Source organism: bacterium SCSIO 12844, from assembly GCA_024397935.1.
Taxonomy (GTDB): domain Bacteria; phylum Pseudomonadota; class Gammaproteobacteria; order Francisellales; family Francisellaceae; genus M0027.
The window spans coordinates 2,593,587-2,615,786 of record CP073743.1 but is presented as its reverse complement, the minus strand read 5'-3'; the positions used below and the strand labels follow the sequence as shown (position 1 = coordinate 2,615,786).

Genomic DNA, 22,200 nt, shown 5'->3' with positions numbered 1-22,200 from the left:
ATAATAAAGGCGCTAAGAAATATTGCAATTTAATTCAAAAGCTTGCCCAACCATTGTCTAAGCATTTTAATATTATTGGTTTTAGAAGTGTTGCCTATTCTTATAGCGGTGAATTTTTCTTTTATGGTAGCCGGCCTAAAATGGCAGAAGATTTTATTAAGGGAAAATTATATTTATACTATCAAGATATTCCCTGGCCAAAGTATGATTCTTTGGTTTTGCCATTAGCTAAATTAAATGCGAATTTACCTAAACTTCAAGTTGAAATGGATGCAGCCAAATGGTTGCCTGATGAAGATATTGCTTTATGTCTTTGTGAGAATACAGAATATGGCCGAGAGCAATTTTGGTTTTCAGGTCATACTAAAGATGGTGTTAAAGATATTTTTCATAATGAACGAGGTGCATTGCGTGAATTCATTCATTATTTTATTCAAGAAAGTACGCCTTTAAGAGAAGAGTTAATGCAGATGCATTATTCAGTTTATGACTATCACTATTATTCAAATAATAATATTATTTTAAAAAATCATTGTATTGAAGAAAGTAATGAGCCATTTGTAAGATCAAATAATGATAGAAAGGCTTCTTTTTTGCATGATATTGGTGTATTTAATCAACTTGCAGCTAAACAAAACTTATCTTATAGAGAGCAACAGGTTTTACAATTAACCTCTCAAGGAAAAACAGCTAAAGAGATTGCTGAGATTTTGTTTTTATCCAATAAAACGGTTGAGTTTCACCTTCAAAAAGCTAAAGAAAAACTCAATGCGCGTAATAAATTAGAATTAGTTTCAACGTTTAGTATTTTAAAGCATATTGGTTTTGAATGGGTTTCTAAGAAATACAGAGCATCTCAAGATAAGCTAAAACTATAATTTACTATTTATTTCTTAATGTAAAACAGCAAATTAAAATAGATGCAAAAAGTTTTGTATTTTATTTGATCAGTTTTGTAATAAATGTTTAATTGTTAAATTGATAAGAACGCGTATCATTAATTTTACATTAAATGAAGCATTGCGTTTAATATGAAGGTGTTAAATATGGCAAATAATAAAGAGTTAATTGAACTATTTGAAAATAAGATTAAGGATATTGAGTCCCAAGAAGTAGTAAGTTTGGATAATAACCAAAAAGAAACTACTTTAAAGTTACTTAATGCATTTGTTGGCTATATTAAAAATCCTATATGGAATTTTTCTACGTTAAAGAGAGAGATAAAGAATTTTAAAATAATGATTCAAGATGAATATAGGATGATAGCTAATCATAATTTAAATGATCCAGTTAGCCTAAATAAATCTATATTATATTTAGCAAATGTAGTAATTGATTTATTAAAGAATGAATTAGTTATACAATATGCAGTAGATCAGGCAAGTGTCGCTAGTCCAGTTAAAAATCAATATAACGAGTTGATTAAGGCATTGGAATCAAGTGCTCAGTTATATACTAAATTATTAAAATTAAATCAATTTGACAAAAATACTGCCACGGTTAATTATAACCTTAATGCTATGGGAAATATGCAGAATGATCAATTTATGGAATTAACTAATATAAATAATGCCTTGCAAATGATAAGAAATTTACCTGAATATTCTGCACCACCACGTGATATGACCTATCCAGAACCAGTAAAATCAAAGCATTTAAATAATTTTTTATCCCATATTGCAATGTGTGTAAATGCGAACCCCCAAAGGAAAAGTAGTCAAGATGCTTTAGAGCGAGCAAAAAGTTTCTTAGAAGAGGATATCCAAGATAGCGAAATAATTAATTATAAAACAGCACATGGTATTGATAAAAATACCAAAGTTCAATTTAAAGATATTATTAGCAAATATCAAAAGAATTGCGAGGAATTTAAAGAGAAATTTATAATTGATATAGATAGCTATCTTAACAGAAAACCCTCAAAATTTAAATCATTTGATCCAGAAAAGCTAGAAGCTATGCGACAATTAAAAGAATTTATTAGCCAATATACTATAACTTCTGATTATGAAAAGCATTCAGAGAAAAATAAAATATTAGAACCTTTTAGCTTTATGAAAAAATGCATTAATGCATTAGCAATTACTGCAGCTAAAATTACCGAAATATCACTTAGAAATACTGAAGGTTTAGGTGAGTCATTTAAAACCTTAGTTGAATTATTTAATCAATCATTGAAAATTTTAAATGATTTTAGCTGTGCTAAAGATGCTGGTTTTTTAAAAGCTATTGATAAATTTAATCAAATAGCAAATTTACAATCTAATACTCCCCCTCTACCATTTGCAGAAAAGAATGAGGATGAACAAATACAATCAACTCTAACCCCAGAAATGGCTTAATCTTTAAGTATATATTTTAAATAATTTTTTTGTTTAATTTTTAATCATCTCTGTAATAAATCTTCTATTGAATAAAGATAAGAAGCAATGCATCATATATTATAAGTGCTGAAATTACCATTATTTAAGAAAACTAAAACCTTAAATGATTTATATAAAGTAGTAGAAATTTTATGGATGAAATTAAAGTTATATATAGTTTAGAATCTGAGATGATAAAATCGATTAATGAAGTTAAAGCTCAAGTTAAAAAACTTCAGATATCAAATGGTAAAAAAGCGCTTTATGAACTTTTTTTGAATGAATTATTTGAGATTATACGTTCAAAAACTATTTCAGAAAATATGAGCTCATTAATATCTATCGTAATAGATACATTAAAAAAAGATTTGATAGAGTTCTATAAATTAATTGCTAATGATTCGTTTCAAAGTCAGGCTAGTATTCGCTCAAATTATATTGATTTAGTTGATATTTTGGGCAAGTTATTTAATGGCTATATGCTCAATGGTTTTACGTTGATATTAGCAAATTCTTTTTTTAATAAAGATAGTTTTATTAGAGAGTATGAATACATAACTAATACGTGCCAATATCATAATCATATTTTTAAACAATTATTAAAAATTAATCAAGCTGGCCAAAATCAATTTAAATCATATTCAGAAAATATTTTATTTAATATAACAACAAACAAGATTACTGAAGAGGGTGTTAAGTATGTTATTGAAAATTACAAAGAAATGTATGCCTTATGCTTAAGTTTGCCAGAATATGAAGGACAAGTGGGTTTTCCAGTATTTCTATATTTACATGATACAAAACGCAGTGCATTGGTTGATTATCTTGCTTTGTTGTCTAAGACAATTGAAAGTCATTTTATGGATAAAGGGAATAAAGAAAATATCATTAACTTTCTTAGCCAGAGTAAGTTATTGGGTAGTGAGGTTCATCTTGCTAATATCCAAAAGTTTGCAAATGAGTGTAATAACTTACAATTAAATATTGAATATAAGATATTTCAACTATATTTTACGGATAAAGATAAAGATAAAGTAAAACAAGTAATGGTTGAGTTAGCTGGTTTTATAAAGTTATACCCAATTAATGGATATATAGAAAGTTATATTCGTCAAAAGCAATCGAAAGATTTATTTGATTTTTTAGTATTTTGTGTGAATAAAATCATAATATCAGCTACAGAATTATTTAATATTTTTCTAAATCAGAAGGTGACAATTGATCATGAAATGTCACTGTTAGGTGAATTACTTAATCAATCTTTAGATCTATTAAATCGCTATCAATGCTCAAATAGCTTTAAATTATTAGTTTCACTTGAGTCATTTAATCGCTTAAATAAGGAAATTGACCAAGAAGAGGCGTTGATTTTAACGAAAAGTGAATTCCCAGTACCAAGACGTAAACGCTCTATTGCTTTAGAAAAAAAGCCGTTTTTTGAACAATTTATAACGTATCAAAAATTTTCAAACTCTTGTGAGCCTTAGTAAATCAAAATAATAAGGAATTTGTATATGTATGGAAATAAAACAACTCATAAAGGCAATGCTAAGTTTAAAAAATTGTCTCTAGTAGAAAAATATTTAAATGATTTTGACAGTAAAAGACATGATGCTCTTTCAAGTAACTTAAAGCATATTTATAAGGTTTCAGTTAACCGTTTAACTGATTTGAATAATTATATGGAAAATCCAATACAACAAGATTTAGTTAATTTGTTTGAGGTTAAATTTAAAGAATTAAAATTTTTAATTATCAGTGAAATTGCCAAAACAAAAACTGGTCCTCAGCATAATTTTGATCAGTTACTACATATTTTAAATGCATTTGTAGAAATTTTTCAAAATGAAGAAATGCATAACAAAATGCTTGAATGTATTGATACTAACTTCTACGGTAATCTTCTCCTTATTAGTAGTGCTATGAGGTATTTTAAATTACAAAGTCATCAGTTAAACCTTTGGTTGGTAGAAACTAAATATTATTTAGAAAGTGAAAAAAGTTTTATTAACAAATATTTAAATTTGCCATATTTATCTGAGAATCATAAGAGAGATTATGAGTCTATTAATAATCAAGCCTTTTCAAAGGACTTAAGCAAATTAAAAGAGCTATTTCAATTAACAACCCAGCTGCCTGAGTATAGCCTTTTAATTGATCACGATGCAAAACTTATTGCAATGAAAAGTCACTGTTTTAGACAATTGCTTTTGGCCTTAAAGCACTCAAATCATTCTAGTGGAATTGATATAACTAATTATTTAACAATAGATTTTAAAGAGATAATGATTTTTGCTGAATTAACTTCACAATTAAAAACAAAATTATTATCAAGCATATTGAATACATTAGAAAATTACAGTTCAATCTTTTTAGAATTTGAGAAAAAGCATATCAACGACCTCAAAGAATTCATTGATTCATTCGATATTTTGCAAGCAGATAAATATAAAGCAACAAAAAAAATGGTTCCACCATTTGAGTTTTTAAGAGAATGTATGTACCAATACGCAACTGTATACCAAAAATTACTAATTGATACCCTATCGTCCGATAGCCTAAGTTTGCCTGATAAATCATTAAAGTTATTAAGTATGCTATTTGATCAGACATTAGCTGTTATTGATCAATACTCTAGTAATAATAGTTCGGCATTGTATAAATGCCTGAAAGAAAATGAAAATACAATAAGTAAACATCATGTCGAAACAACATGGCGGCGCTCTATTAAACCAGAAGCTCAATCAATGCAGGAGCTTTTGTTACCAACCCCATTTTTGGAGAAAACATATCTATCCTCTCAATCAACACCAATATTGCCAAGCCCCAGCGGTAATGAATAAAAATATTTTATTGATTAATATACTGATATAAGTGCTCAACTTCTTCATGTTTTTCAGCATAACGAGAACTGATATGCTTGATTAGATCACCAATAGATAACAGACCTAAAAATGTACGGTTATCATCATAGATTGGTAAGTGGCGAATGCGTTTTTGTGTCATTACTTTAAAGGCATCATATGCAGTAGCATTATAGTTCATTGTAATTAAATCAGGTGTCATAATTGCTTTAACAAGTGTTGTTTTTGTATCAATTGATTTAGCTGCAACTTTAAAGGCAAAATCACGTTCAGTCACAATACCTTGAAAATCACCATTATGATCATTGACTAATAATGAGCCTACATTATTCTCTGCCATAATTTGAGCTGCTTTTAATAATGTTTCATCTGCATTGACAACAAAGACTTTCTTACTGGGATTTAATATTTCTTTAAGCGGTGTATCCATTATACATCGAATCCTTTTATCATTGAGTTAAAATTAAATTTACTTTTTAGAAAGATTAGATGAGTTTTCAAATGCTTGCAAGATTGCTACAATAACCATTAGCGTAGATTCAAATAAAATATTTAATAGAAAAACAGGTGGTTACATGGCAGGACATAGCAAATGGGCAAATATCAAACATAGAAAAGCTGCTCAAGATGCCAAACGAGGGAAAGTTTTTACCAAATTGATTCGTGAATTAACCGTTGCTGCTAGAATGGGTGGTGATGACCCAACTGCAAATCCACGATTAAGAGCAGCAGTGCAGACTGCATTAAGTCAGAATATGACGCGTGATACAATCGATCGAGCGATTAAGCGCGGTGCAGGCGGTGATGATACAACACAACTAGAAGAAATTCGTTATGAAGGTTATGGACCAGGTGGTGTTGCATTGATGGTTGATTGTATGACTGATAATCGTAATCGTACGGTTGCAGAAGTTCGTCATGCCTTTACAAAAGCAGGTGGTAATTTAGGCACCGATGGTTCAGTTAGTTATTTATTTTCTAAACAAGGTGTTATTAGCTTTAGCTTAGAAGTTAATGAAGATGAAATTATTGAAGTTGCACTAGAAGCAGGCGCAGAAGATGTAACATCAGATGAGTATGGTGTTGAAGTTATTACAGCAGCGGATAACTTCTCTGATGTAAAAGATGCGCTAGATCAGGCAGGCTTTGAAGCAGAAAATGCAGAAGTGACGATGATTGCATCAACCAAAGCGGATTTAGATAAAGATACAGCTGAAAAAGTCTTAAACATGATTGAAAGATTAGAAGACTTAGATGATGTTCAAAATGTTTATAGTAATGCCGAGATTTCAGCGGATGTTTTAGCATTACTGGCACAATAATTATGTTAATTTTAGGGATAGACCCAGGTTCAAGGATAACTGGTTTTGGTATTGTTAAGGCGATTGGCCGACAGTGTGAGTATGTTACAAGCGGTTGTATTCGTATCAAAAGTGAGTTACAACATGATCGTTTGCATGAGGTTTTTGATGGTATTTCACAAATTGTTCAAGCTTATAGGCCAGATGAAGCTGCAATTGAGCAAATTTTTATGTTTCAAAATCCTCAGGCAGCATTAAAATTAGGCCAAGCCCGAGGGGCTGCATTGGTTGCTTTATCACATCATAAGCTAGATACTTCTGAGTATTCAGCAAAACAGATTAAACAAGCCGTTGTAGGTAAAGGTGCAGCTCAAAAATCTCAAGTGCAACATATGGTTCAGAGTTTTTTAAAATTAAGTGCAAAACCACAGGCGGATGCAGCAGATGCATTAGCAGTTGCAATTTGTCACTTTCATACGGCGCAATCACTAAAGCATTTATCTGGTGCATCAAAAATTGTAAGAGGACGATTAAGAGAATGATTGGAAGAATCAAAGGAATTTTAATTGAAAAGCAAGCACCTTTATTATTAGTTGAGGTCGGTGGTGTTGGTTATGAAATACTTGCACCGATGACAACCATCTATCAATTACCTGAATTAGATCATGAGACCATCTTATATACACATTTAATTGTTAGAGAAGATGCGCACCTTCTTTATGGCTTTAAGTGTAAAACAGATAGAAAGCTGTTTCAGGAATTAATTAAAGTCAATGGTATTGGTGCAAAAATGGCATTGGCTATTTTATCTGGGATGGATGCAAATACGATTTTATCTTGTATTGAAAGTGATGACAGTGCTTTATTAGTGAGTATTCCTGGGATTGGCAAAAAAACAGCAGAGCGCTTAATTGTTGAGATGCGCGATAAGATTCCACAAATTACACTATCACTATCTGAGATTAATACAGCATTGGCTTCAAATACATCATCAAAAGACCAACCACAAATAGCTATAGGTAATGAATCTGGAAAAACTAATGAGGCGACAGAAGCTTTGATTGCACTTGGTTATCGTAAAAGCGAAGCGCAAAAGGTGATCTTTAAAATTAAAGATCAAGCTGATACGACGGAAGGATTAATTAAATCAGCACTAAAAGAGTTAATGCGTCATTAAGTTATAATTGTTGGCAAGTTGGGCAATAAAAAGTACTACGTTGCCCAAGTGTTATTTTTTCAATTGTACTTTTACAGTTAGGACAAGTTTTTTTATCTTGAGCATATACAGAGAGTTGCTGTGCAAAGTAACCGGGCTTGCCGTTGGAGTTTTTAAAATCTTTAAGTGTTGTGCCACCTTGTTTGATTGCAGATGTGAGAATCTGTTTAATTGAATCAATCAGTAGTTTACATTGTTCTAATGTTAGTTGATTGGCAGGTAATTGTGGGTGAATTTTAGCTTTAAATAGTGCTTCAGAAGCATAAATATTGCCGACACCACAAACAATTTGACTATCCATAATTGCAAGTTTGATCGCTTTTTTCGTTTTTTTAAGTTTTGACTGCAAGTATTTAACATTGAATGTATCTAATAATGGTTCTGGGCCAAGTGATTTAATTAGCTGATGCTGTTCGATGGGTTGATCACTCCAAAGTATTGCACCAAAGCGTCTTGGATCATGGTAGCGTAATACAAAATCATCAAAATAAAACTCAAGATGATCATGTTTAAGTTTTTGTGGTGCAGGTAAATCATAGAGGCGAAAAATGCCACTCATGCCTAAATGAGCCAGTAAGTTGCCATGATGAAACTCAAATATAAGATACTTGCTTCGTCTGTAAATTTTTTCAACGCTTTGACCAACTAAGTGCTTAAGTTCTGGAATTGGGTATCTTAAGGTATGAAAGTGGATATCAATAGCTTTAATCGTATTATGTTCAAGGTTAGGTGCAAGACCATTTCGTACGGTTTCAACCTCAGGTAATTCAGGCATTTTGCATAACTCCAGAGTTATATAATGTTATATGATCATTGATTTGAATATAACTATATTGATCTTTATGCCAGTCACCTAAAACATAACGTAATTTATTGGCATGTTTGTGAATGGCTAATTTATGGGTGTGACCATGGATGATAATAGGGCATTCTCTAGCATAATGATTAATGCCTTTTTCAGTAGCATCAAAATTTATTTCATAGCGGTTACGATTTTTACTTTTGATGCGCATTTTATTGGCCATTTTATTTCTCAATCTAAGTGGTAGGTTTAGAAAAAACCATTTAAACCATGATGACTGTACAATTTTTCGATAATGTAAATAACTTGTATCATCGGTACATAATAAATCGCCATGCATTAAGCAAATCGATTGGTTTTTCCAATGTAGATAAAAGGGGTCATCAATTAATTGAATGCCGCATTTATGTGCAAATATTTCACCAATAAGAAAGTCACGATTACCATGCATAAAATAAACTGATAAACCATGCTCTGTAGCAGATTTTAATAAGGCAATGACCGATTGAGAAAATAGATCTTCTACATCATCGCCAACCCAGTATTCGAAAAAATCACCGAGGATATATAATGTGTTTTTATTATTCGAAATTTGCTTTAAAAATTGTTTAAACTGATTAAAGACCTCAGGGTCATTTTGTTTTAGATGTAAATCAGAAATAATGTAAATGCTCATATTTTTATATATCTTTATGTTTATCTTCTCTTTTAAGAATGGTTGGGGGTGTAACTTCTTCTTATTTTCACGTAAAATCGATTCAAATCAAGTTATTCTAACATTTAATTTAAGGCTTAAGAATGAGTTTAACACTTGAAAATGCTAATGTCTTGGTAGTTGGCGATGTGATGCTAGATCGTTATTGGGAAGGGCTAACCAGGCGAATTTCACCGGAGGCGCCAGTACCTGTGATTCATGTTAATAAAATACAAGAGCGAGCAGGTGGGGCAGGTAATGTGGCATTAAATATTGCTGCATTATCAGGCAAGGCTTATTTATGTGGTTGTGTAGGTGAAGATGAAGCTGCAATAAGCCTTAAAAATAAATTACAAGAACAACAAATTAATACTCACTTTGTCGAAACTGGATTACCAACGATCACAAAACTTCGTGTCTTATCGCAGAACCAGCAATTGATTCGCATGGATTTCGAAGAAGGTTTTCATCAGGTAGATAAAATAAAATTAATTCAGCATGTAGAAGCAGTTATTCAGTCAGTTGGCGCAATTATTTTATCTGACTATGGCAAAGGCACATTAAGTAATCCCCAAGCATTAATTCAATTAGCTCGAAATCATCAAGTACGTATTTTAGTTGACCCTAAGGGTACTGATTTTGAAAAGTATCAGGGTGCTACGATGATAACACCGAATATGAAAGAATTTGAAGCCGTTGTTGGATTTTGTCACAGTGAAGAAGAAATAAAATCAAAAGCTTTAGCTTTAATTCAAACATTAGATTTAGAAGCACTATTAGTCACACGCAGTGAAAAAGGTATGATGATCATTCATCATACAGGTAAAACTTATAGCATCCCGACACATGCTAAAGAAGTTTATGATGTGACAGGTGCTGGTGATACAGTAATTGCAGTTATGGGTATGGCATTATCTGTTGGTTATAGTTATCAAGAAGCAATGAAGTTTGCCAATACGGCAGCTGGCGTTGTTGTAGGTAAGCTTGGAACTGCAACATTAACATTGCCAGAATTATATCATGCATTACATGTATCAACACAAATCCCTTTTGGTGTTTTGAGTGAAAGTGAAATTAAAGCGGCCATGCATCAAGCACATTTACAAGGTGAAAAAGTTGTTTTTACCAATGGTTGTTTTGATATTTTGCATCAGGGCCATGTCGATTATTTAAAAGAAGCAAAAGCAATGGGGGATCGACTTATTGTTGGCGTTAATACTGATGAGTCAGTAAAAACCCTTAAAGGCCCATCACGCCCAATTGTACCACTAGCTGAGCGAATGGCTTTATTAAGTGCTTTAGAATGTGTAGATTGGGTTGTCGCATTTAAAGAAGAGACACCAGAGCGTATTATTAGTGAATTATCACCAGATGTTTTAGTTAAAGGTGCTGATTATGAAATTCATGAAATTGCTGGCAATGAACATGTATTAAAACATGGTGGCCAAGTGAAGACAATTCGTTTAACAGAAGGCTTATCAACCTCAAATATAATTAATAAAATCAAATCTGAAGGGCTTTGATAATGGAGAAAAAAGTTCATATTTTAGGTATTTGTGGTACGTTTATGGGGTCACTCGCATTGTTAGCACGTCAGCTTGGCTTTCAAGTTTCAGGCTCAGATAAAGCAAGCTATCCACCAATGGGACCTCTATTAGAAAGTCAAGGCATTGAGATTTATTCAGGCTATGACAAGGCACAGTTGGATATTTATAAACCAGATGAAGTCATTGTTGGTAATACAATGAGACGAGGTGTTGATATAATTGAAGCAATGATGAATCAAAAGGTACCTTTAAAGTCAGGCGCTCAATGGCTTTATGAAAAAATATTAATCAATAAACGCGTCATTGCAATCTCTGGTACACATGGCAAGACAACAACGACATCTATGGTGGTTAAAATTTTAGATCATGCGAACTTAAATCCAGGGTTTTTAATTGGTGGTGTTGCTAATGATTATGATGTTTCAGCAAGGCTAACAGATTCAGAGTGGTTTGTAATTGAAGCAGATGAATATGATACAGCTTTTTTTGATAAGCGTTCTAAGTTTGTCCATTATTATCCTGAGATTGCGGTAATTAATAATTTAGAATTTGATCATGGCGATATTTTTAAAAACTTAGATGAAATTAAACGCCAATTTCATCATATGGTGCGTGGTGTTTCAGGGTGTGGTCAACTGATTATCAATGCAGATGATCAAGAAATTACCGATGTATTGGCTCAAGGCGTATGGAGTCCTGTCATGACTTTCGGGTTATCTGTTGGCAATTGGCAAGCAAAATTATTAGAGGCAGATGGTAGTGTTTTTGATATTTATTATCAGAATAAAATCAAGGGTCGACTAACGTGGAATTTATTAGGGCGTCATAATGTTTATAATGCTTTAGCAGCAATTGCAGTTGCATCAACTGTGGGTATTGAGCCTGTCGTTGCAATAGAAGCACTATCAAATTTTCAGGGTGTGAAACGACGCTTAGAGCAAATAGTTACTCAAGATAATGTTTATGTTTATGATGATTTTGCACATCATCCAACAGCCATTAAATCAACGTTAGAGGCAGTCAAAGCTAATATAGGTAATGATCAATTAATTGCTATATTAGAGCCTCGTTCAAATACAATGAAAATGGGTGTACATGGTCAAAAGCTATTTGACGCACTTCAAGATGCGGATCATTTAATGTTATTTCAACCTGAAGGTGTTGGGCTTAAATGGGATGAATTAATTAATGGCGCACAGCAGCGAAGCGATGTTTTTAATAGTGTTGATGCTTTATTGGATAAATTACCGCAAATTATAAAAAAACCAAGTCATATTGTGATTATGAGTAATGGTGCTTTTGATGATATTTATAAAAAAATTAAGAAAATGTCGCTTTAAGCTTGTAAAATTACTGTAGCTTGGGAATTTATGATATTATTTAAGATATAAGATAAAATGGTTTTAGAGAGCTAATAGAGGGAATCCATAGGGTATTATTCATGTCAAGAGTTAAAAAAGCGACATTAGCTGGTAGAAAAAGAATTAGTGAGCTATCTCATGACAGTGCTTGTACAGAAATGCCAATAGAAACAGTCAATCAAGATGATGTCTATCTACAGAAACAGGCAACATTACTACAATTAAAGCGCCAGGATGAGATTGGAACAACGGCTTCAGCGGTATTACATCAATCAATTCAAGAGTTTGCTGAATATTTACAAGATCGCTATGATGCATGGTCAAAGCCGAAAAATCGTCATGCATATATTTTAAGCCCACAGCAACGTCTTGATCAAATAAAAGAAGAGATCGTTAAGTATATTAATGATTTTGCAGAACAATTGCTTGAAGAAGGATATCATGAAGCAGATATTCGTCAAATATGCCAAGGTTATCTTGATGAAATTATCATTCAGTTACATCACTTTCAAATTCCTATTCGTAGTCTTTATCTAGTAAAAAGACGCTAATTTAAGCATTATAAAAAAGACAGTTGATATTTTTGGATCACAATTATGAAATCAGTTATTTATGGCATTCATGCAGCGAAAAGTCGCTTAAAATCGGCTCCGGAATCAGTAGAACAAGTATTAATCCAATCAGGTAAGCAAGACAGTACAAAGCTATCGGAATTATTAGATATCATAAAGGCGAGAAATCTACATTACTCATTTGTTGAGCGCCAACAGTTAGATTTACGTAGTGAAGGTGGCATTCATCAAGGGATTGTTATGCTCTGTCAGCCTTGTGATAATTTATTAGATGAAGTACAAGCACTCGATTTAATTCAAAAAGATGAGAAGCCTTTAGTACTGATATTAGATAGTATCACTGATCCGCATAATTTAGGTGCATGTTTAAGGACTGCAGAAGCGGCAAAAGTAACTTGCGTTGTCATGCCGAAAGATAAATCAGCACCGATTAATGCAACGGTTAGTAAAGTAGCTTCAGGCGCAGCTGAAGTGATTCCTGTTAGTTATGTAACAAACCTAGCTCGCTTTATTGATCAATTAAAGGCAATGGGGGTTTGGGTTATGGGCTTAGCAGGTGAAGCAGAAGATACGCTTTATACACATGATTGTACGATACCATTAGCGATCGTGATGGGTTCAGAAGGTAAGGGATTACGCCAATTAACACGTAAAAAATGTGATTACTTAATTAAACTGCCAATGGCAGGTCAAGTCGAAAGTTTAAATGTATCAGTTGCTACAGGTGTGACACTTTATGAGATTTATCGCCAGCGTCTAAGTGTAGGTTAATTTAGTATCAAGTGTTATTAGCTATTAAAGCTGCTGAATGAGGAATTAGCCTTAATTGGCTTGTAAGTTCAAAACTAACATCTGTGTAATGCTTTGAGATTTGAATTAAATTTTTATTTTAAGATATCTTAGGCATACTGAAAATATCATTTGCCAATTAATATAAACCATAGTAGTTAATGAATTTTCAGATGACTGAGAATGATTTTGAAAGTAGCTTAATATTGCTTTTTCCTTAGACGTTTTATTATTAAAATTCAAATCAAGCCGCTCTTTAATCACATAGGGATCTTTAATTTTAATTGGGTTGTTATCAGTTATTTGATAATCGAAATGATGTATGACTGTTTGAGCTAGTTGTTTGTAGTGCTCATTCTCTATAGAGGCAAAAATATTTGGGTATAATAGCTTTTGATTGAGGTATTTATATGATGAATAAAAATTACCAACACCTGAAGCAATAAAGAAAAAATAGTGTTTTTTATTTGAAAAAAGTGTTTTAAATTTAACTTTCAGTACTGATTTAGCAACAAAAATAGCTGCTGTTTTATTACCCCTAAAACCCTTTGCGATGTTAGAAAAACCTCTACTGATATAATATGTTTTTGAATTAAAAGTTAATTTAAATGTTCTAAAGGAATTAAAACCGATAACTTGATTATCATCATTAAAATAAAATTCAATTTGATTTAAAAAGCAGCTTTGATCTAATAATTGGTCAATTAATGGTAGAGTTATCGCATCATCAAAGACTTTAGAAAGTACACTATATAGATGATTTTTGTTTTTGGTTGAATGATCTTTTTTAATATTAACTAATTGTGATTTCATTAGATATTATAAATGATGATTGATGTTATCTATAGATTATAAATACTATTTACTTTCAACAAGCATAATATAGTTAGAATTTACGAGCTAAAGATGAATGATGCATCAACCAATAAATAAGTGCTGCCCAAATTCCTATTGCTAAAGTTGCAATAATCCAAGCAAAACCAGGAACAAACTGTGTAGGAATACCTCGTTGGTGTAAATTACCGATATCTTTAGCAACACCTGCAGAGAATATCAAATTGACAATGAGTGTTAAAATACCAAAAACAATACTGATATGACTTAGAGAGTTGGTTAGTTGTGAGTAGAATGCATCCATTTTTCACCTATTTAATTGATCAATAAAATTATGCTTAATATATTAAACTAAATGATACCAGATAGCTTCAAAATTAGACAATGCTAATGGTCCTTTAATAAGAGAATTAAAGCTTGGTAGAAAATAAATCATAATCGCAATTAAAACATAGCAGATAAGATAAGGCCACCAGGGCTTTAAACTAATGAATTTAATGGATGAAAAATAACCTGATCGATAACTGTTATTGGCTAAGTCAACGGCATAAATTTCATCTAAAATTAAATGTAGTAGATAATTAAAGAAAACATATAGGCCGGCAAACCAGGCAATTTCAATACTTACCTTAATCATATGAACAGCAATCAATGTCGTTGCAAAGCCTAAAACGAAAGCAAATGGAATCGAATGAAACACACCTCTACGTTGTGTAAATCTCGGTATTAGATGAGTTAATCCATAACGGAAGCTAGCGTAAATAACGATAAAAATAATTAGATTAAGTAATATAGAATATTGCTGAAGTGTAAAATTTAATACTATAAAAATGGCACAAATAAATCCAAACAATGTAAAAATTAATTCACTGGCATAGTCATCATCAGAGTCAATATCGGCAATAAAACCTGAAAAAATGCCAATCATAGCAAGATTAATCGCTTGATGAAGCGAAAACATATCAATATTATAAAAACAAATAGAAGCGATTGAAGATAGACAAACACTTGAACTTAGGTGGGTATTAAAATTAGCCATACACTGCTCATTTCTTAAAATTTTAAAAGAAAACGCACTAATTTCTTCATTTTATTTGAGAATAATAAAGGCGTATAGTAGTTTCCTGCAATGCGTTTAGAAATATCACCCCAGCTTGGATAAGGGGCAATTATACTTGTGATTCTACTTAGTTTCATATTTTCATTAACAGCCATAATCCATGGATAAATCATTTCCCCAGCACAAGGGGAGACAATTGATGCTGCTAATATATGGCCTTTTTTATCAACGGCAACTTTAATTTTGCCATTGGTTTCTTTTTCTGCTTGTGCTCGATCATTATTGCTTAATGAAAGTGACATAATATTAATATCTGGGTTTTGTTTTTGAAGCTCTGAAAATAATGGGCCAACATGCGCAAGTTCTGGTTCTGTATAGGTTACCCAAGGCGTTGCATTCGTTAGATGCTTTTTAGGTAATTTAAATAACATATTTTGAATAACAATACCTGCATGAAAGCCTGCCATATGGGTAAACTGTAATCCACCTGTCACATCACCAATTGCATAGATATGTTTTTTATTTGTTCTTAGTCGTTTATCAACTGGAATGCCTTTTTTAGAGTATTCAATATTTGCTTGTTCAAGCTTAAGCTTTTCAACATTCGCCTTTCGACCAGTTGCCATTAATAAATGACTACCTTTAATTTCTTTCTTTTGATTATCTTTATCAATGGTGACAATGATCTCTTTATTATCATCTTCTTTAACAGAGATAATATTAGTTTTTTCATATAGTCTAATACCATCACTAATTAACTGCTGGCGAATGATATCAGTTAATTCATGATCATCTTTAGGTAGTAGTAGACCCATATCAATAAGGGTTACTTCACTGCCTAATAGTTTAAACGCCTGCGATAATTCACAACCGATGGGGCCTGCGCCAATGGTAATTAAATGCTCTGGTAAGTGATCAATATCAAAAATAGTTTCATTAATTAAATAATCAACAGTATCGATGCCTTCAATAGGTGCAATACTTGCTGAGGAACCTGTGGCAATAACAAAATATTTTGTTTTGATTTCATCTTGATTAACTGTCACGGTTTTGTCATCTATAAAGGTTGGATTACCAAATATTACATCAACACCTAAACCTTCGAAGCGTTCTTTAGAGTCATGTGGCTCAATGGTTTTAATGGTAGCTTTAATGTGTGCTTTAACTTCTTGCCAATTGACTTCAATACCTGTTGTATGCACGCCAAGCTTAGTTGCATGTTTCATTGAGTAAACTTTTTTAGCTGCAGCTAATAGTGCTTTGGATGGGACGCAGCCATAGTTAAGGCAATCACCACCCATTTTATGATTTTCAATTAAAACTGTATTAACACCAAGTTGGGATGCGACAGCTGCAACACTTAATCCACCAGCACCAGCACCAATGATACATAAATCAACTTTCTTTGTTGGCATTAAGTTTACTCCTAGCTTTAATCTTTTTATAAACAACAGGTATTAGCGATAAAATAGCAAGGCCAATTAATGGCGCAAGGATATAAGGCTCAAAGATAATGCCAAAATTGGGTGTTTTATTTTCAGCAATAACAGAAGAAATACCATTACCAACTAAAACATAGACGATACTACCAGGTATAATGCCTAAAAAAGTAGATAGTGTATAGATAGAAGTACGAATATTAAATAAAGCAGGGACAATATTAACTAACCAAAATGGAAATAATGGTACAAGTCTTAATACTAATAAATAGCTAAACGCATTTTCTTCAAACCCATGAGCAAACTTATCGAGTTTATAACTGGAAGCTTTTTTCTCAAACCAGCTACCAAGTGCTGTTTTAGCTGCTAGAAAAATAATAACAGCACCAATCGTTGCGCTAATGACAACATAAATGCTTCCCAATACAACACCAAATAAAAAACCACCTGTAATGGTTAGAAATGAAGCACCTGGAATAGAAATAGCAACGGCAATAATATAACAAACACAAAATATCATAGAAGCTAAAAGAAAATGCGTTTCAGTCCATTGAGCTAGTGCTACGTGTTGTTCTTGTAAGTAACTAAAGGAGAAATATTTTTGTAAATCAAGAAAATAAGCAATAACCAATAGAATAATTAAGATTATTAAAGGGAGTAATTTTTTTAAGCGTTTCATCCTAGAATCAAGCTCTTTTAAAAATGATAATCAATTGATTCTATGATGAAATAGCTAAAAAGCCTAGTAGTGAATTAATTTTATTTTAATTTATTCTCTAATGCTTTATTTGCGTTATCTAATTTTTCACGGTAGTAAAGTAAATTCTCTTCAGCTTCTTTTTTCAATGATTTGATTTGATTTTTCAAAAAGGTAATTTGCTCTTCTAGTGATTCTTTAACATCATGAATTCTTTGGTTAACTTGATCTTTGATCATTGCTGAGTAGGTTTTTGTCTCTCGTGCAATTTGCTCAGCTGCTTCTCTTCTTGATTGTTCTTTGATTAAAGCTGCATGCAAGCGTCTAATTTTAATATTAGTATCTTTTTCATTTAAGATATTATCCCACTCATTTGACATTGAAGCTAAAATCTCTTGGCTAAATTCTTGGGCATGAGCAACAAGCATTTGAATATTTTTATCTGTTGAAGTATCAATTCTAAAGGTTGCTTTTGGTTGGTGAGGTGTTTGTGTCATCGTCTCAGTCTCTATCGTTTCTGTTGGTTTAGTTGGCGTAGCTTCTATTTCTTGACTTGATTCTATAGTGGTAGATTTACCTTGTGTTTTCATTTTCCACTCTTTTAGATACTTGCTGATTGTATTCGGGCTACCTTTACCACCTAATGTTTCACGAATACGCATAATTGTTGGGTTTTCACCTTGTTGTATTAATTTTTCTGCGGCTTCTTGAACTTCTTCAAAAGTCAGACCGGGACGTGCCATGTATTTGCTCCTTTAAATGTTACTTAGCTGAATTTATCATGGTTGAATTCAATAATTATAAAATTTAAGATTAATACTTTTTTTTTCGCTCATGGAGGTACTTCAGTTGAAGTTTATCGAACTAGTATAGCAATTTATTTTATTCAGTCAAATATCCGTTATAATAGAGTTAATAAAAATTAATCGTATAACTTATATAAAGTAGGCATCTATGTCAGAAGAAAACAAACAATTAGATCGTATTCGTTGGGCTGCTCGTCGAGGCATGTTAGAGTTAGATTTAGTACTTAAACCTTATGTAGAACATCATTATCTAAACGCAACAGAAAAAGAAAAGGATGCATTCCATCAATTATTAGCTTGTGAGGATCAGGAGCTTTTTGGTTGGTTTATCCAGTCAAAACCAGTTGATAAAGCACATCAGAAAATGGTTGAAATCATATTAGAAGCTAAGAAAAATTCATTCTGAAGTTTCTTTTTCGATAACATTTTTAATTGCCTGAAATAGCTCACGGTAAGCTTTTTTAGATTCTTTATTTTCATTAATTTCGATTCTAGCACGTTTGACTAATTGACGGATTAATTGTCGATCTGCTAATGGATATTGATTAAAAAAAGCTTCAAGTGCTTGTTTTGTTTGATCATTAATTAGCTTGTCTCTGACGGCTTCAATTTGTTTAAATCGTTGATTACCTAGTTGGTTTTCTGCTTGAATAATTTGCCAAGCGGCATTAATTTCATCAAAATTACTATTTCTGAGTAATTTTCCAATATAGCCAATTTGTCTTTTTAGTGCGATTTTTTTCATCTTTTTCGCATCCAAAATGGCATTTTTAATTTCATTATTTAAGGGTAGGCGACTGAGAACTGTAGTTGATTGAGCAATCAGTTGTTCACCTACTTTTGTAATTTCAAGTAATTCTTTCTTAACTTGTGTTTTGCTTTTAATTTCTTCATCAATAGAGTTATTTTCTTTCATTGGAATTATTAAATTATATTTTTAAATTTTTCTTATGCCTAGGATAGCAAAACTTACTGAAATAAAACAGGCTTGTTGGTAGACTTGAGTTATCTTAAGTCAAATTAATGAGAGTAGAGCTTATGCAGGCATACAAAACAAGTAACGGTATATCTAGGCTTAAAAAGTTATTAAAAGTTAAAGATGTATTTGAGTCATTTACTCGAAGCCAAGTTGCTGGTGCTGTGATTTTATTTATTTGCGCAATTTTGGCAATGATTTGGGCAAATACACAGTATCAAGCAAGTTATTTTGATATGCAAAAAGCAATTGCAGGTATTAGTATCGGTACATTCTCATTGAAAAAAACAATTAGTCATTGGATTAACGATGGCTTAATGGCATTTTTCTTTTTACTTGTTGGCTTAGAAGTAAAACGTGAAATCGTTGCCGGAGAGTTAAAAACATTGTCAAAAGCACTATTGCCTATTGTTGCTGCCATTGGTGGTATGGTTGTGCCAGCTTTGATTTATGTTTGGATTAATTATGGTCATGAAACCTTGGTTGGCTGGGCGATTCCTATGACGACAGATCTAGCATTTGTTTTAGGTGTAATGGCGCTATTAGGTTCACGAATACCAAAACCTATGTTTATTTTTGTCTCTGCTGCTGCAGTTGTTGATGATATTTTAGCTGTGATCATTATCGCTATATTTTATACGCAAACATTAGCTTGGGGTTATTTAGGGCTAGCATTTGCCATGATGATTATTTTGTTTATTTTAAATCGTGCTAATGTTCGACATATCTGGCCTTATCTATTAGTTGGTGCAGTATTATGGTATGCCTTATTATATGGTGGTGTTCATGCAACGATTGCAGGTGTTTTAGTTGCCTTAGCAGTACCAGCTAAAGATATTTATAACCCCGAAGAAGTACAAAAGGTCTTAGAGCATTTAACTTGTAAATTTAATGGCTTAAGGGAAAAAACAGGTGAGGCTTTTGTTGAAAGCTCACATGCAATTTTAAATGCCTTAGAAAAAGCTGTAACTTATTATGAAACACCATTAGAAAAGCTTGAACATAAGCTACATGTACCTGTAATGTATTATATTGTACCTATATTTATATTAACCAATGCGGGTGTTGCGCTCGGTGGTATCGATTATGCTGAGCTTTTAAGTTCACCATTAACCTTAGGTGTTGGTTTAGGCTTAGTTTTAGGTAAGTCATTGGGGATATTTTTTATAGTCAGTTTATGTGTATTTTTAAAAATTGCTAAGTTACCTGAAGGTATGAAATTAATATACTTTCTTCCTTTGAGTATTCTTTTGGGTATTGGTTTTACCATGTCAATTTTTGTTGCTGAATTAAGCTTTGGTCAAAATGCACAGTTGATGGTTGAAGCTAAAATGGGAATTCTTGGTGCGTCAGTGATTTGTGCCATAGTAGGATTTTTGTTATTATGGCTATGCTTTCCAAAACATAAAACAAGAGCAGTTGCAGCATAAACGGTGCGTTGATAATCATTTTATTTAACTATATATCTGATTAATCGTTAATTTAATAAAAGCTTACGACTAATACTTGTACTTGGTTTGCATATTATCAATAATGTTTAAGCTATTAAGATTTGAATTGGGAGACCAATATTATGTTTTCTAAACCAAAGGAGTCACTTGCAATGTATGATCGTGAATTATATGAAGCTATTGAATTGGAAAAGCGCCGTCAAGAAGAGCATATTGAGTTAATTGCATCAGAAAATTATGCATCAAAAAATGTTATGGAAGCACAAGGTTCTGTTTTAACGAATAAATATGCAGAAGGTTATGCAAGAAAGCGTTACTATGGTGGTTGTGAGTATGTTGATGTAGCTGAAGAGTTAGCAGTTGAACGTGCAAAAGAACTTTTTGGTGCAGATTATGTTAATGTTCAACCTCATTCAGGTTCACAAGCAAACCAAGCTGCAATGTTAGCACTTATTAGCCCAGGCGATACGATTTTAGGTATGGGCTTACCTCATGGTGGTCACTTAACCCATGGCTCTAAGGTTAATTTTTCAGGCAAGTTATTTAATGCCATTCAATATGGCCTTGATTTAGAGACAGGTGATATTGACTATAAAGAAGTTGAGCGTTTAGCCAAAGAACATCAACCAAAGCTAATTATTGCTGGATTCTCAGCATTTTCAGGTGTCGCTGATTGGCAAAAATTTAGAGAGATTGCAGATTCAGTTGGTGCTTACTTAATGGTAGATATGGCACATGTTGCAGGTTTAATTGCAGCTGGTCTTTATCCGAATCCTGTACCTGTTGCTGATGTTGTCACTACAACAACACATAAAACGTTACGTGGTCCAAGAGGTGGGTTAATCTTAGCAAAAAGCAATCCTGAAATTGAGAAGAAATTAAATTCTGTTGTATTTCCTGGTACACAAGGTGGGCCATTAATGCATGTGATCGCAGCAAAAGCTGTTGCATTTAAAGAAGCATTATCGCCTGAGTTTAAAGACTATCAACAACAAGTAATGCATAATGCCAAAAAAATGGTTGAGGTATTAAAATCACGTGGTTATCAAGTTGTCTCTGGTGGTACTGAAAATCATTTATGCTTAATTGATTTAACGGACAAAGGTATTACAGGAAAAGAAGCAGAAGCCGCATTAGGTCGAGCGAATATCACAGTGAATAAAAATACCGTCCCCAATGAGCAGCGCTCTCCATTTGTTACTTCTGGATTACGTGTGGGAACACCTGCAATTACAACGCGTGGTTTTAAAGAAGATGAAGTCGAATTAATGACAAATTGGATGTGTGATATTTTAGATAACTTAGAAAATGAAGATAAGTTGATGGAAGTGAAGCAAAATGTATTAACACTTTGTGAAAAATTCCCAGTTTATCATTAATGATTGCTTTATAGGTTAATAATTTGTAGAGACGCGACTTTATCGCGTC

Annotated in this window: 24 protein-coding genes; 14 read left to right on the top strand and 10 right to left on the bottom strand. The window is 32.4% G+C overall.

Annotated features, from left to right (window positions below; all coding sequences use genetic code 11):
* The first annotated feature begins 140 nt into the window (after window positions 1-140).
* The 4 genes from KFE69_11775 to KFE69_11760 all read left to right on the top strand — a co-directional run bounded on the left by KFE69_11775 (window position 141) and on the right by KFE69_11760 (window position 5,206).
* Entirely contained in the window at window positions 141-878 is a 738-nt protein-coding gene (locus tag KFE69_11775; protein ID UTW44068.1) for a helix-turn-helix transcriptional regulator, read from the top strand.
* Between the two features lie 168 nt (window positions 879-1,046).
* Window positions 1,047-2,342, top strand: a complete 1,296-nt coding sequence (locus KFE69_11770) for a hypothetical protein (protein UTW42156.1) — start codon at window positions 1,047-1,049, stop codon at window positions 2,340-2,342.
* 173 nt (window positions 2,343-2,515) lie between these two features.
* Entirely contained in the window at window positions 2,516-3,850 is a 1,335-nt protein-coding gene (locus KFE69_11765; GenBank protein UTW42155.1) for a hypothetical protein, read from the top strand.
* A 27-nt stretch (window positions 3,851-3,877) separates the two neighbouring features.
* Window positions 3,878-5,206: a hypothetical protein gene (locus KFE69_11760; protein UTW42154.1), complete on the top strand. Its 1,329-nt coding sequence runs from the start codon at window positions 3,878-3,880 to the stop codon at window positions 5,204-5,206.
* 7 nt (window positions 5,207-5,213) lie between these two features.
* Here KFE69_11760 and KFE69_11755 read toward each other — a convergent pair whose 3' ends face one another.
* A complete protein-coding gene (locus tag KFE69_11755; GenBank protein ID UTW42153.1) occupies window positions 5,214-5,657 on the bottom strand; it encodes a CBS domain-containing protein in 444 nt (147 codons plus the stop codon).
* A gap of 145 nt (window positions 5,658-5,802) precedes the next feature.
* Between KFE69_11755 and KFE69_11750 the strand changes: the two genes are divergently transcribed.
* Genes KFE69_11750 through ruvA form a run of 3 tightly spaced genes read left to right on the top strand, consistent with a single transcriptional unit; the run spans window position 5,803 to window position 7,705 of the window.
* Entirely contained in the window at window positions 5,803-6,549 is a 747-nt protein-coding gene (locus KFE69_11750; protein UTW42152.1) for a YebC/PmpR family DNA-binding transcriptional regulator, read from the top strand.
* Window positions 6,549-7,070, top strand: a complete 522-nt coding sequence (ruvC, locus tag KFE69_11745) for a crossover junction endodeoxyribonuclease RuvC (GenBank protein ID UTW44067.1) — start codon at window positions 6,549-6,551, stop codon at window positions 7,068-7,070. The genes KFE69_11750 and ruvC overlap by 1 nt, the downstream gene beginning before the upstream one ends.
* Window positions 7,067-7,705 carry a Holliday junction branch migration protein RuvA gene (ruvA, locus tag KFE69_11740; GenBank protein ID UTW42151.1) on the top strand — a complete coding sequence of 213 codons (639 nt, stop codon included), beginning with the start codon at window positions 7,067-7,069 and terminating at the stop codon, window positions 7,703-7,705. Before ruvC ends, ruvA begins: the two co-directional genes overlap by 4 nt.
* Before the next feature lies 1 nt (window position 7,706).
* On the opposite strand, the gene mutM is transcribed toward ruvA, so the two are convergent.
* The gene (gene mutM, locus KFE69_11735; protein ID UTW42150.1) at window positions 7,707-8,519 is read right to left on the bottom strand and encodes a bifunctional DNA-formamidopyrimidine glycosylase/DNA-(apurinic or apyrimidinic site) lyase; all 813 of its coding nucleotides are present in this window, start codon (window positions 8,517-8,519) and stop codon (window positions 7,707-7,709) included.
* Window positions 8,512-9,222 carry a UDP-2,3-diacylglucosamine diphosphatase gene (locus tag KFE69_11730; protein ID UTW42149.1) on the bottom strand — a complete coding sequence of 237 codons (711 nt, stop codon included), beginning with the start codon at window positions 9,220-9,222 and terminating at the stop codon, window positions 8,512-8,514. Before KFE69_11730 ends, mutM begins: the two co-directional genes overlap by 8 nt.
* Window positions 9,223-9,344: 122 nt before the next feature.
* On the opposite strand from KFE69_11730, the gene hldE reads away from it, so the two are divergent.
* The 4 genes from hldE to rlmB all read left to right on the top strand — a co-directional run bounded on the left by hldE (window position 9,345) and on the right by rlmB (window position 13,491).
* Window positions 9,345-10,763, top strand: a complete 1,419-nt coding sequence (gene hldE / locus KFE69_11725; GenBank protein UTW42148.1) for a bifunctional D-glycero-beta-D-manno-heptose-7-phosphate kinase/D-glycero-beta-D-manno-heptose 1-phosphate adenylyltransferase HldE — start codon at window positions 9,345-9,347, stop codon at window positions 10,761-10,763.
* Window positions 10,764-10,765: 2 nt separating this feature from the next.
* Window positions 10,766-12,127 (top strand): UDP-N-acetylmuramate:L-alanyl-gamma-D-glutamyl-meso-diaminopimelate ligase, encoded by a 1,362-nt coding sequence (mpl, locus tag KFE69_11720; protein UTW42147.1) that lies wholly within the window; start codon window positions 10,766-10,768, stop codon window positions 12,125-12,127.
* Between the two features lie 101 nt (window positions 12,128-12,228).
* Window positions 12,229-12,699, top strand: a complete 471-nt coding sequence (locus KFE69_11715) for a hypothetical protein (protein ID UTW42146.1) — start codon at window positions 12,229-12,231, stop codon at window positions 12,697-12,699.
* Window positions 12,700-12,744: 45 nt separating this feature from the next.
* Window positions 12,745-13,491, top strand: coding sequence for a 23S rRNA (guanosine(2251)-2'-O)-methyltransferase RlmB (rlmB, locus tag KFE69_11710; protein UTW42145.1), 747 nt, complete (start codon window positions 12,745-12,747; stop codon window positions 13,489-13,491).
* A 105-nt stretch (window positions 13,492-13,596) separates the two neighbouring features.
* On the opposite strand, the gene KFE69_11705 is transcribed toward rlmB, so the two are convergent.
* The 6 genes from KFE69_11705 to KFE69_11680 form a co-directional block, all read right to left on the bottom strand.
* Window positions 13,597-14,322: a hypothetical protein gene (locus tag KFE69_11705; protein UTW42144.1), complete on the bottom strand. Its 726-nt coding sequence runs from the start codon at window positions 14,320-14,322 to the stop codon at window positions 13,597-13,599.
* A 73-nt stretch (window positions 14,323-14,395) separates the two neighbouring features.
* Window positions 14,396-14,647 (bottom strand): hypothetical protein, encoded by a 252-nt coding sequence (locus tag KFE69_11700; GenBank protein ID UTW42143.1) that lies wholly within the window; start codon window positions 14,645-14,647, stop codon window positions 14,396-14,398.
* Window positions 14,648-14,689: 42 nt separating this feature from the next.
* A complete protein-coding gene (locus KFE69_11695; protein UTW42142.1) occupies window positions 14,690-15,382 on the bottom strand; it encodes a metal-dependent hydrolase in 693 nt (230 codons plus the stop codon).
* 14 nt (window positions 15,383-15,396) lie between these two features.
* Window positions 15,397-16,818, bottom strand: a complete 1,422-nt coding sequence (locus KFE69_11690) for an FAD-dependent oxidoreductase (GenBank protein ID UTW42141.1) — start codon at window positions 16,816-16,818, stop codon at window positions 15,397-15,399.
* A complete protein-coding gene (locus KFE69_11685; protein ID UTW42140.1) occupies window positions 16,799-17,521 on the bottom strand; it encodes a TVP38/TMEM64 family protein in 723 nt (240 codons plus the stop codon). Before KFE69_11685 ends, KFE69_11690 begins: the two co-directional genes overlap by 20 nt.
* An 80-nt stretch (window positions 17,522-17,601) precedes the next feature.
* Complete coding sequence (locus KFE69_11680) at window positions 17,602-18,282, bottom strand: DNA-binding protein (GenBank protein ID UTW42139.1); 681 nt, start codon at window positions 18,280-18,282, stop codon at window positions 17,602-17,604.
* Window positions 18,283-18,493: 211 nt separating this feature from the next.
* On the opposite strand from KFE69_11680, the gene KFE69_11675 reads away from it, so the two are divergent.
* A complete protein-coding gene (locus KFE69_11675; GenBank protein ID UTW42138.1) occupies window positions 18,494-18,751 on the top strand; it encodes a succinate dehydrogenase assembly factor 2 in 258 nt (85 codons plus the stop codon).
* Here KFE69_11675 and KFE69_11670 read toward each other — a convergent pair.
* Complete coding sequence (locus KFE69_11670) at window positions 18,743-19,261, bottom strand: DUF615 domain-containing protein (GenBank protein ID UTW42137.1); 519 nt, start codon at window positions 19,259-19,261, stop codon at window positions 18,743-18,745. The genes KFE69_11675 and KFE69_11670 overlap by 9 nt on opposite strands.
* A gap of 122 nt (window positions 19,262-19,383) precedes the next feature.
* On the opposite strand from KFE69_11670, the gene nhaA reads away from it, so the two are divergent.
* A complete protein-coding gene (gene nhaA / locus KFE69_11665) occupies window positions 19,384-20,751 on the top strand; it encodes a Na+/H+ antiporter NhaA (GenBank protein UTW42136.1) in 1,368 nt (455 codons plus the stop codon).
* 143 nt (window positions 20,752-20,894) lie between these two features.
* Window positions 20,895-22,151: a serine hydroxymethyltransferase gene (locus KFE69_11660; GenBank protein ID UTW42135.1), complete on the top strand. Its 1,257-nt coding sequence runs from the start codon at window positions 20,895-20,897 to the stop codon at window positions 22,149-22,151.
* Window positions 22,152-22,200: the final 49 nt, after the last annotated feature.

Excerpts from the sequence above, each read along its gene's own strand:
- KFE69_11775 (UTW44068.1), top strand. The coding sequence starts at position 141 with ATGGCAGAAGATTTTATTAAGGGAAAATTATATTTATACTATCAAGAT.
- KFE69_11770 (UTW42156.1), top strand. The coding sequence starts at position 1,047 with ATGGCAAATAATAAAGAGTTAATTGAACTATTTGAAAATAAGATTAAG.
- KFE69_11765 (UTW42155.1), top strand. The coding sequence starts at position 2,516 with ATGGATGAAATTAAAGTTATATATAGTTTAGAATCTGAGATGATAAAA.
- KFE69_11760 (UTW42154.1), top strand. The coding sequence starts at position 3,878 with ATGTATGGAAATAAAACAACTCATAAAGGCAATGCTAAGTTTAAAAAA.
- KFE69_11755 (UTW42153.1), bottom strand. The coding sequence starts at position 5,657 with ATGGATACACCGCTTAAAGAAATATTAAATCCCAGTAAGAAAGTCTTT.
- KFE69_11750 (UTW42152.1), top strand. The coding sequence starts at position 5,803 with ATGGCAGGACATAGCAAATGGGCAAATATCAAACATAGAAAAGCTGCT.
- ruvA (UTW42151.1), top strand. The coding sequence starts at position 7,067 with ATGATTGGAAGAATCAAAGGAATTTTAATTGAAAAGCAAGCACCTTTA.
- mutM (UTW42150.1), bottom strand. The coding sequence starts at position 8,519 with ATGCCTGAATTACCTGAGGTTGAAACCGTACGAAATGGTCTTGCACCT.
- KFE69_11730 (UTW42149.1), bottom strand. The coding sequence starts at position 9,222 with ATGAGCATTTACATTATTTCTGATTTACATCTAAAACAAAATGACCCT.
- hldE (UTW42148.1), top strand. The coding sequence starts at position 9,345 with ATGAGTTTAACACTTGAAAATGCTAATGTCTTGGTAGTTGGCGATGTG.
- mpl (UTW42147.1), top strand. The coding sequence starts at position 10,766 with ATGGAGAAAAAAGTTCATATTTTAGGTATTTGTGGTACGTTTATGGGG.
- KFE69_11715 (UTW42146.1), top strand. The coding sequence starts at position 12,229 with ATGTCAAGAGTTAAAAAAGCGACATTAGCTGGTAGAAAAAGAATTAGT.
- rlmB (UTW42145.1), top strand. The coding sequence starts at position 12,745 with ATGAAATCAGTTATTTATGGCATTCATGCAGCGAAAAGTCGCTTAAAA.
- KFE69_11705 (UTW42144.1), bottom strand. The coding sequence starts at position 14,322 with ATGAAATCACAATTAGTTAATATTAAAAAAGATCATTCAACCAAAAAC.
- KFE69_11700 (UTW42143.1), bottom strand. The coding sequence starts at position 14,647 with ATGGATGCATTCTACTCACAACTAACCAACTCTCTAAGTCATATCAGT.
- KFE69_11695 (UTW42142.1), bottom strand. The coding sequence starts at position 15,382 with ATGGCTAATTTTAATACCCACCTAAGTTCAAGTGTTTGTCTATCTTCA.
- KFE69_11690 (UTW42141.1), bottom strand. The coding sequence starts at position 16,818 with ATGCCAACAAAGAAAGTTGATTTATGTATCATTGGTGCTGGTGCTGGT.
- KFE69_11685 (UTW42140.1), bottom strand. The coding sequence starts at position 17,521 with ATGAAACGCTTAAAAAAATTACTCCCTTTAATAATCTTAATTATTCTA.
- KFE69_11680 (UTW42139.1), bottom strand. The coding sequence starts at position 18,282 with ATGGCACGTCCCGGTCTGACTTTTGAAGAAGTTCAAGAAGCCGCAGAA.
- KFE69_11675 (UTW42138.1), top strand. The coding sequence starts at position 18,494 with ATGTCAGAAGAAAACAAACAATTAGATCGTATTCGTTGGGCTGCTCGT.
- KFE69_11670 (UTW42137.1), bottom strand. The coding sequence starts at position 19,261 with ATGAAAGAAAATAACTCTATTGATGAAGAAATTAAAAGCAAAACACAA.
- nhaA (UTW42136.1), top strand. The coding sequence starts at position 19,384 with ATGCAGGCATACAAAACAAGTAACGGTATATCTAGGCTTAAAAAGTTA.
- KFE69_11660 (UTW42135.1), top strand. The coding sequence starts at position 20,895 with ATGTTTTCTAAACCAAAGGAGTCACTTGCAATGTATGATCGTGAATTA.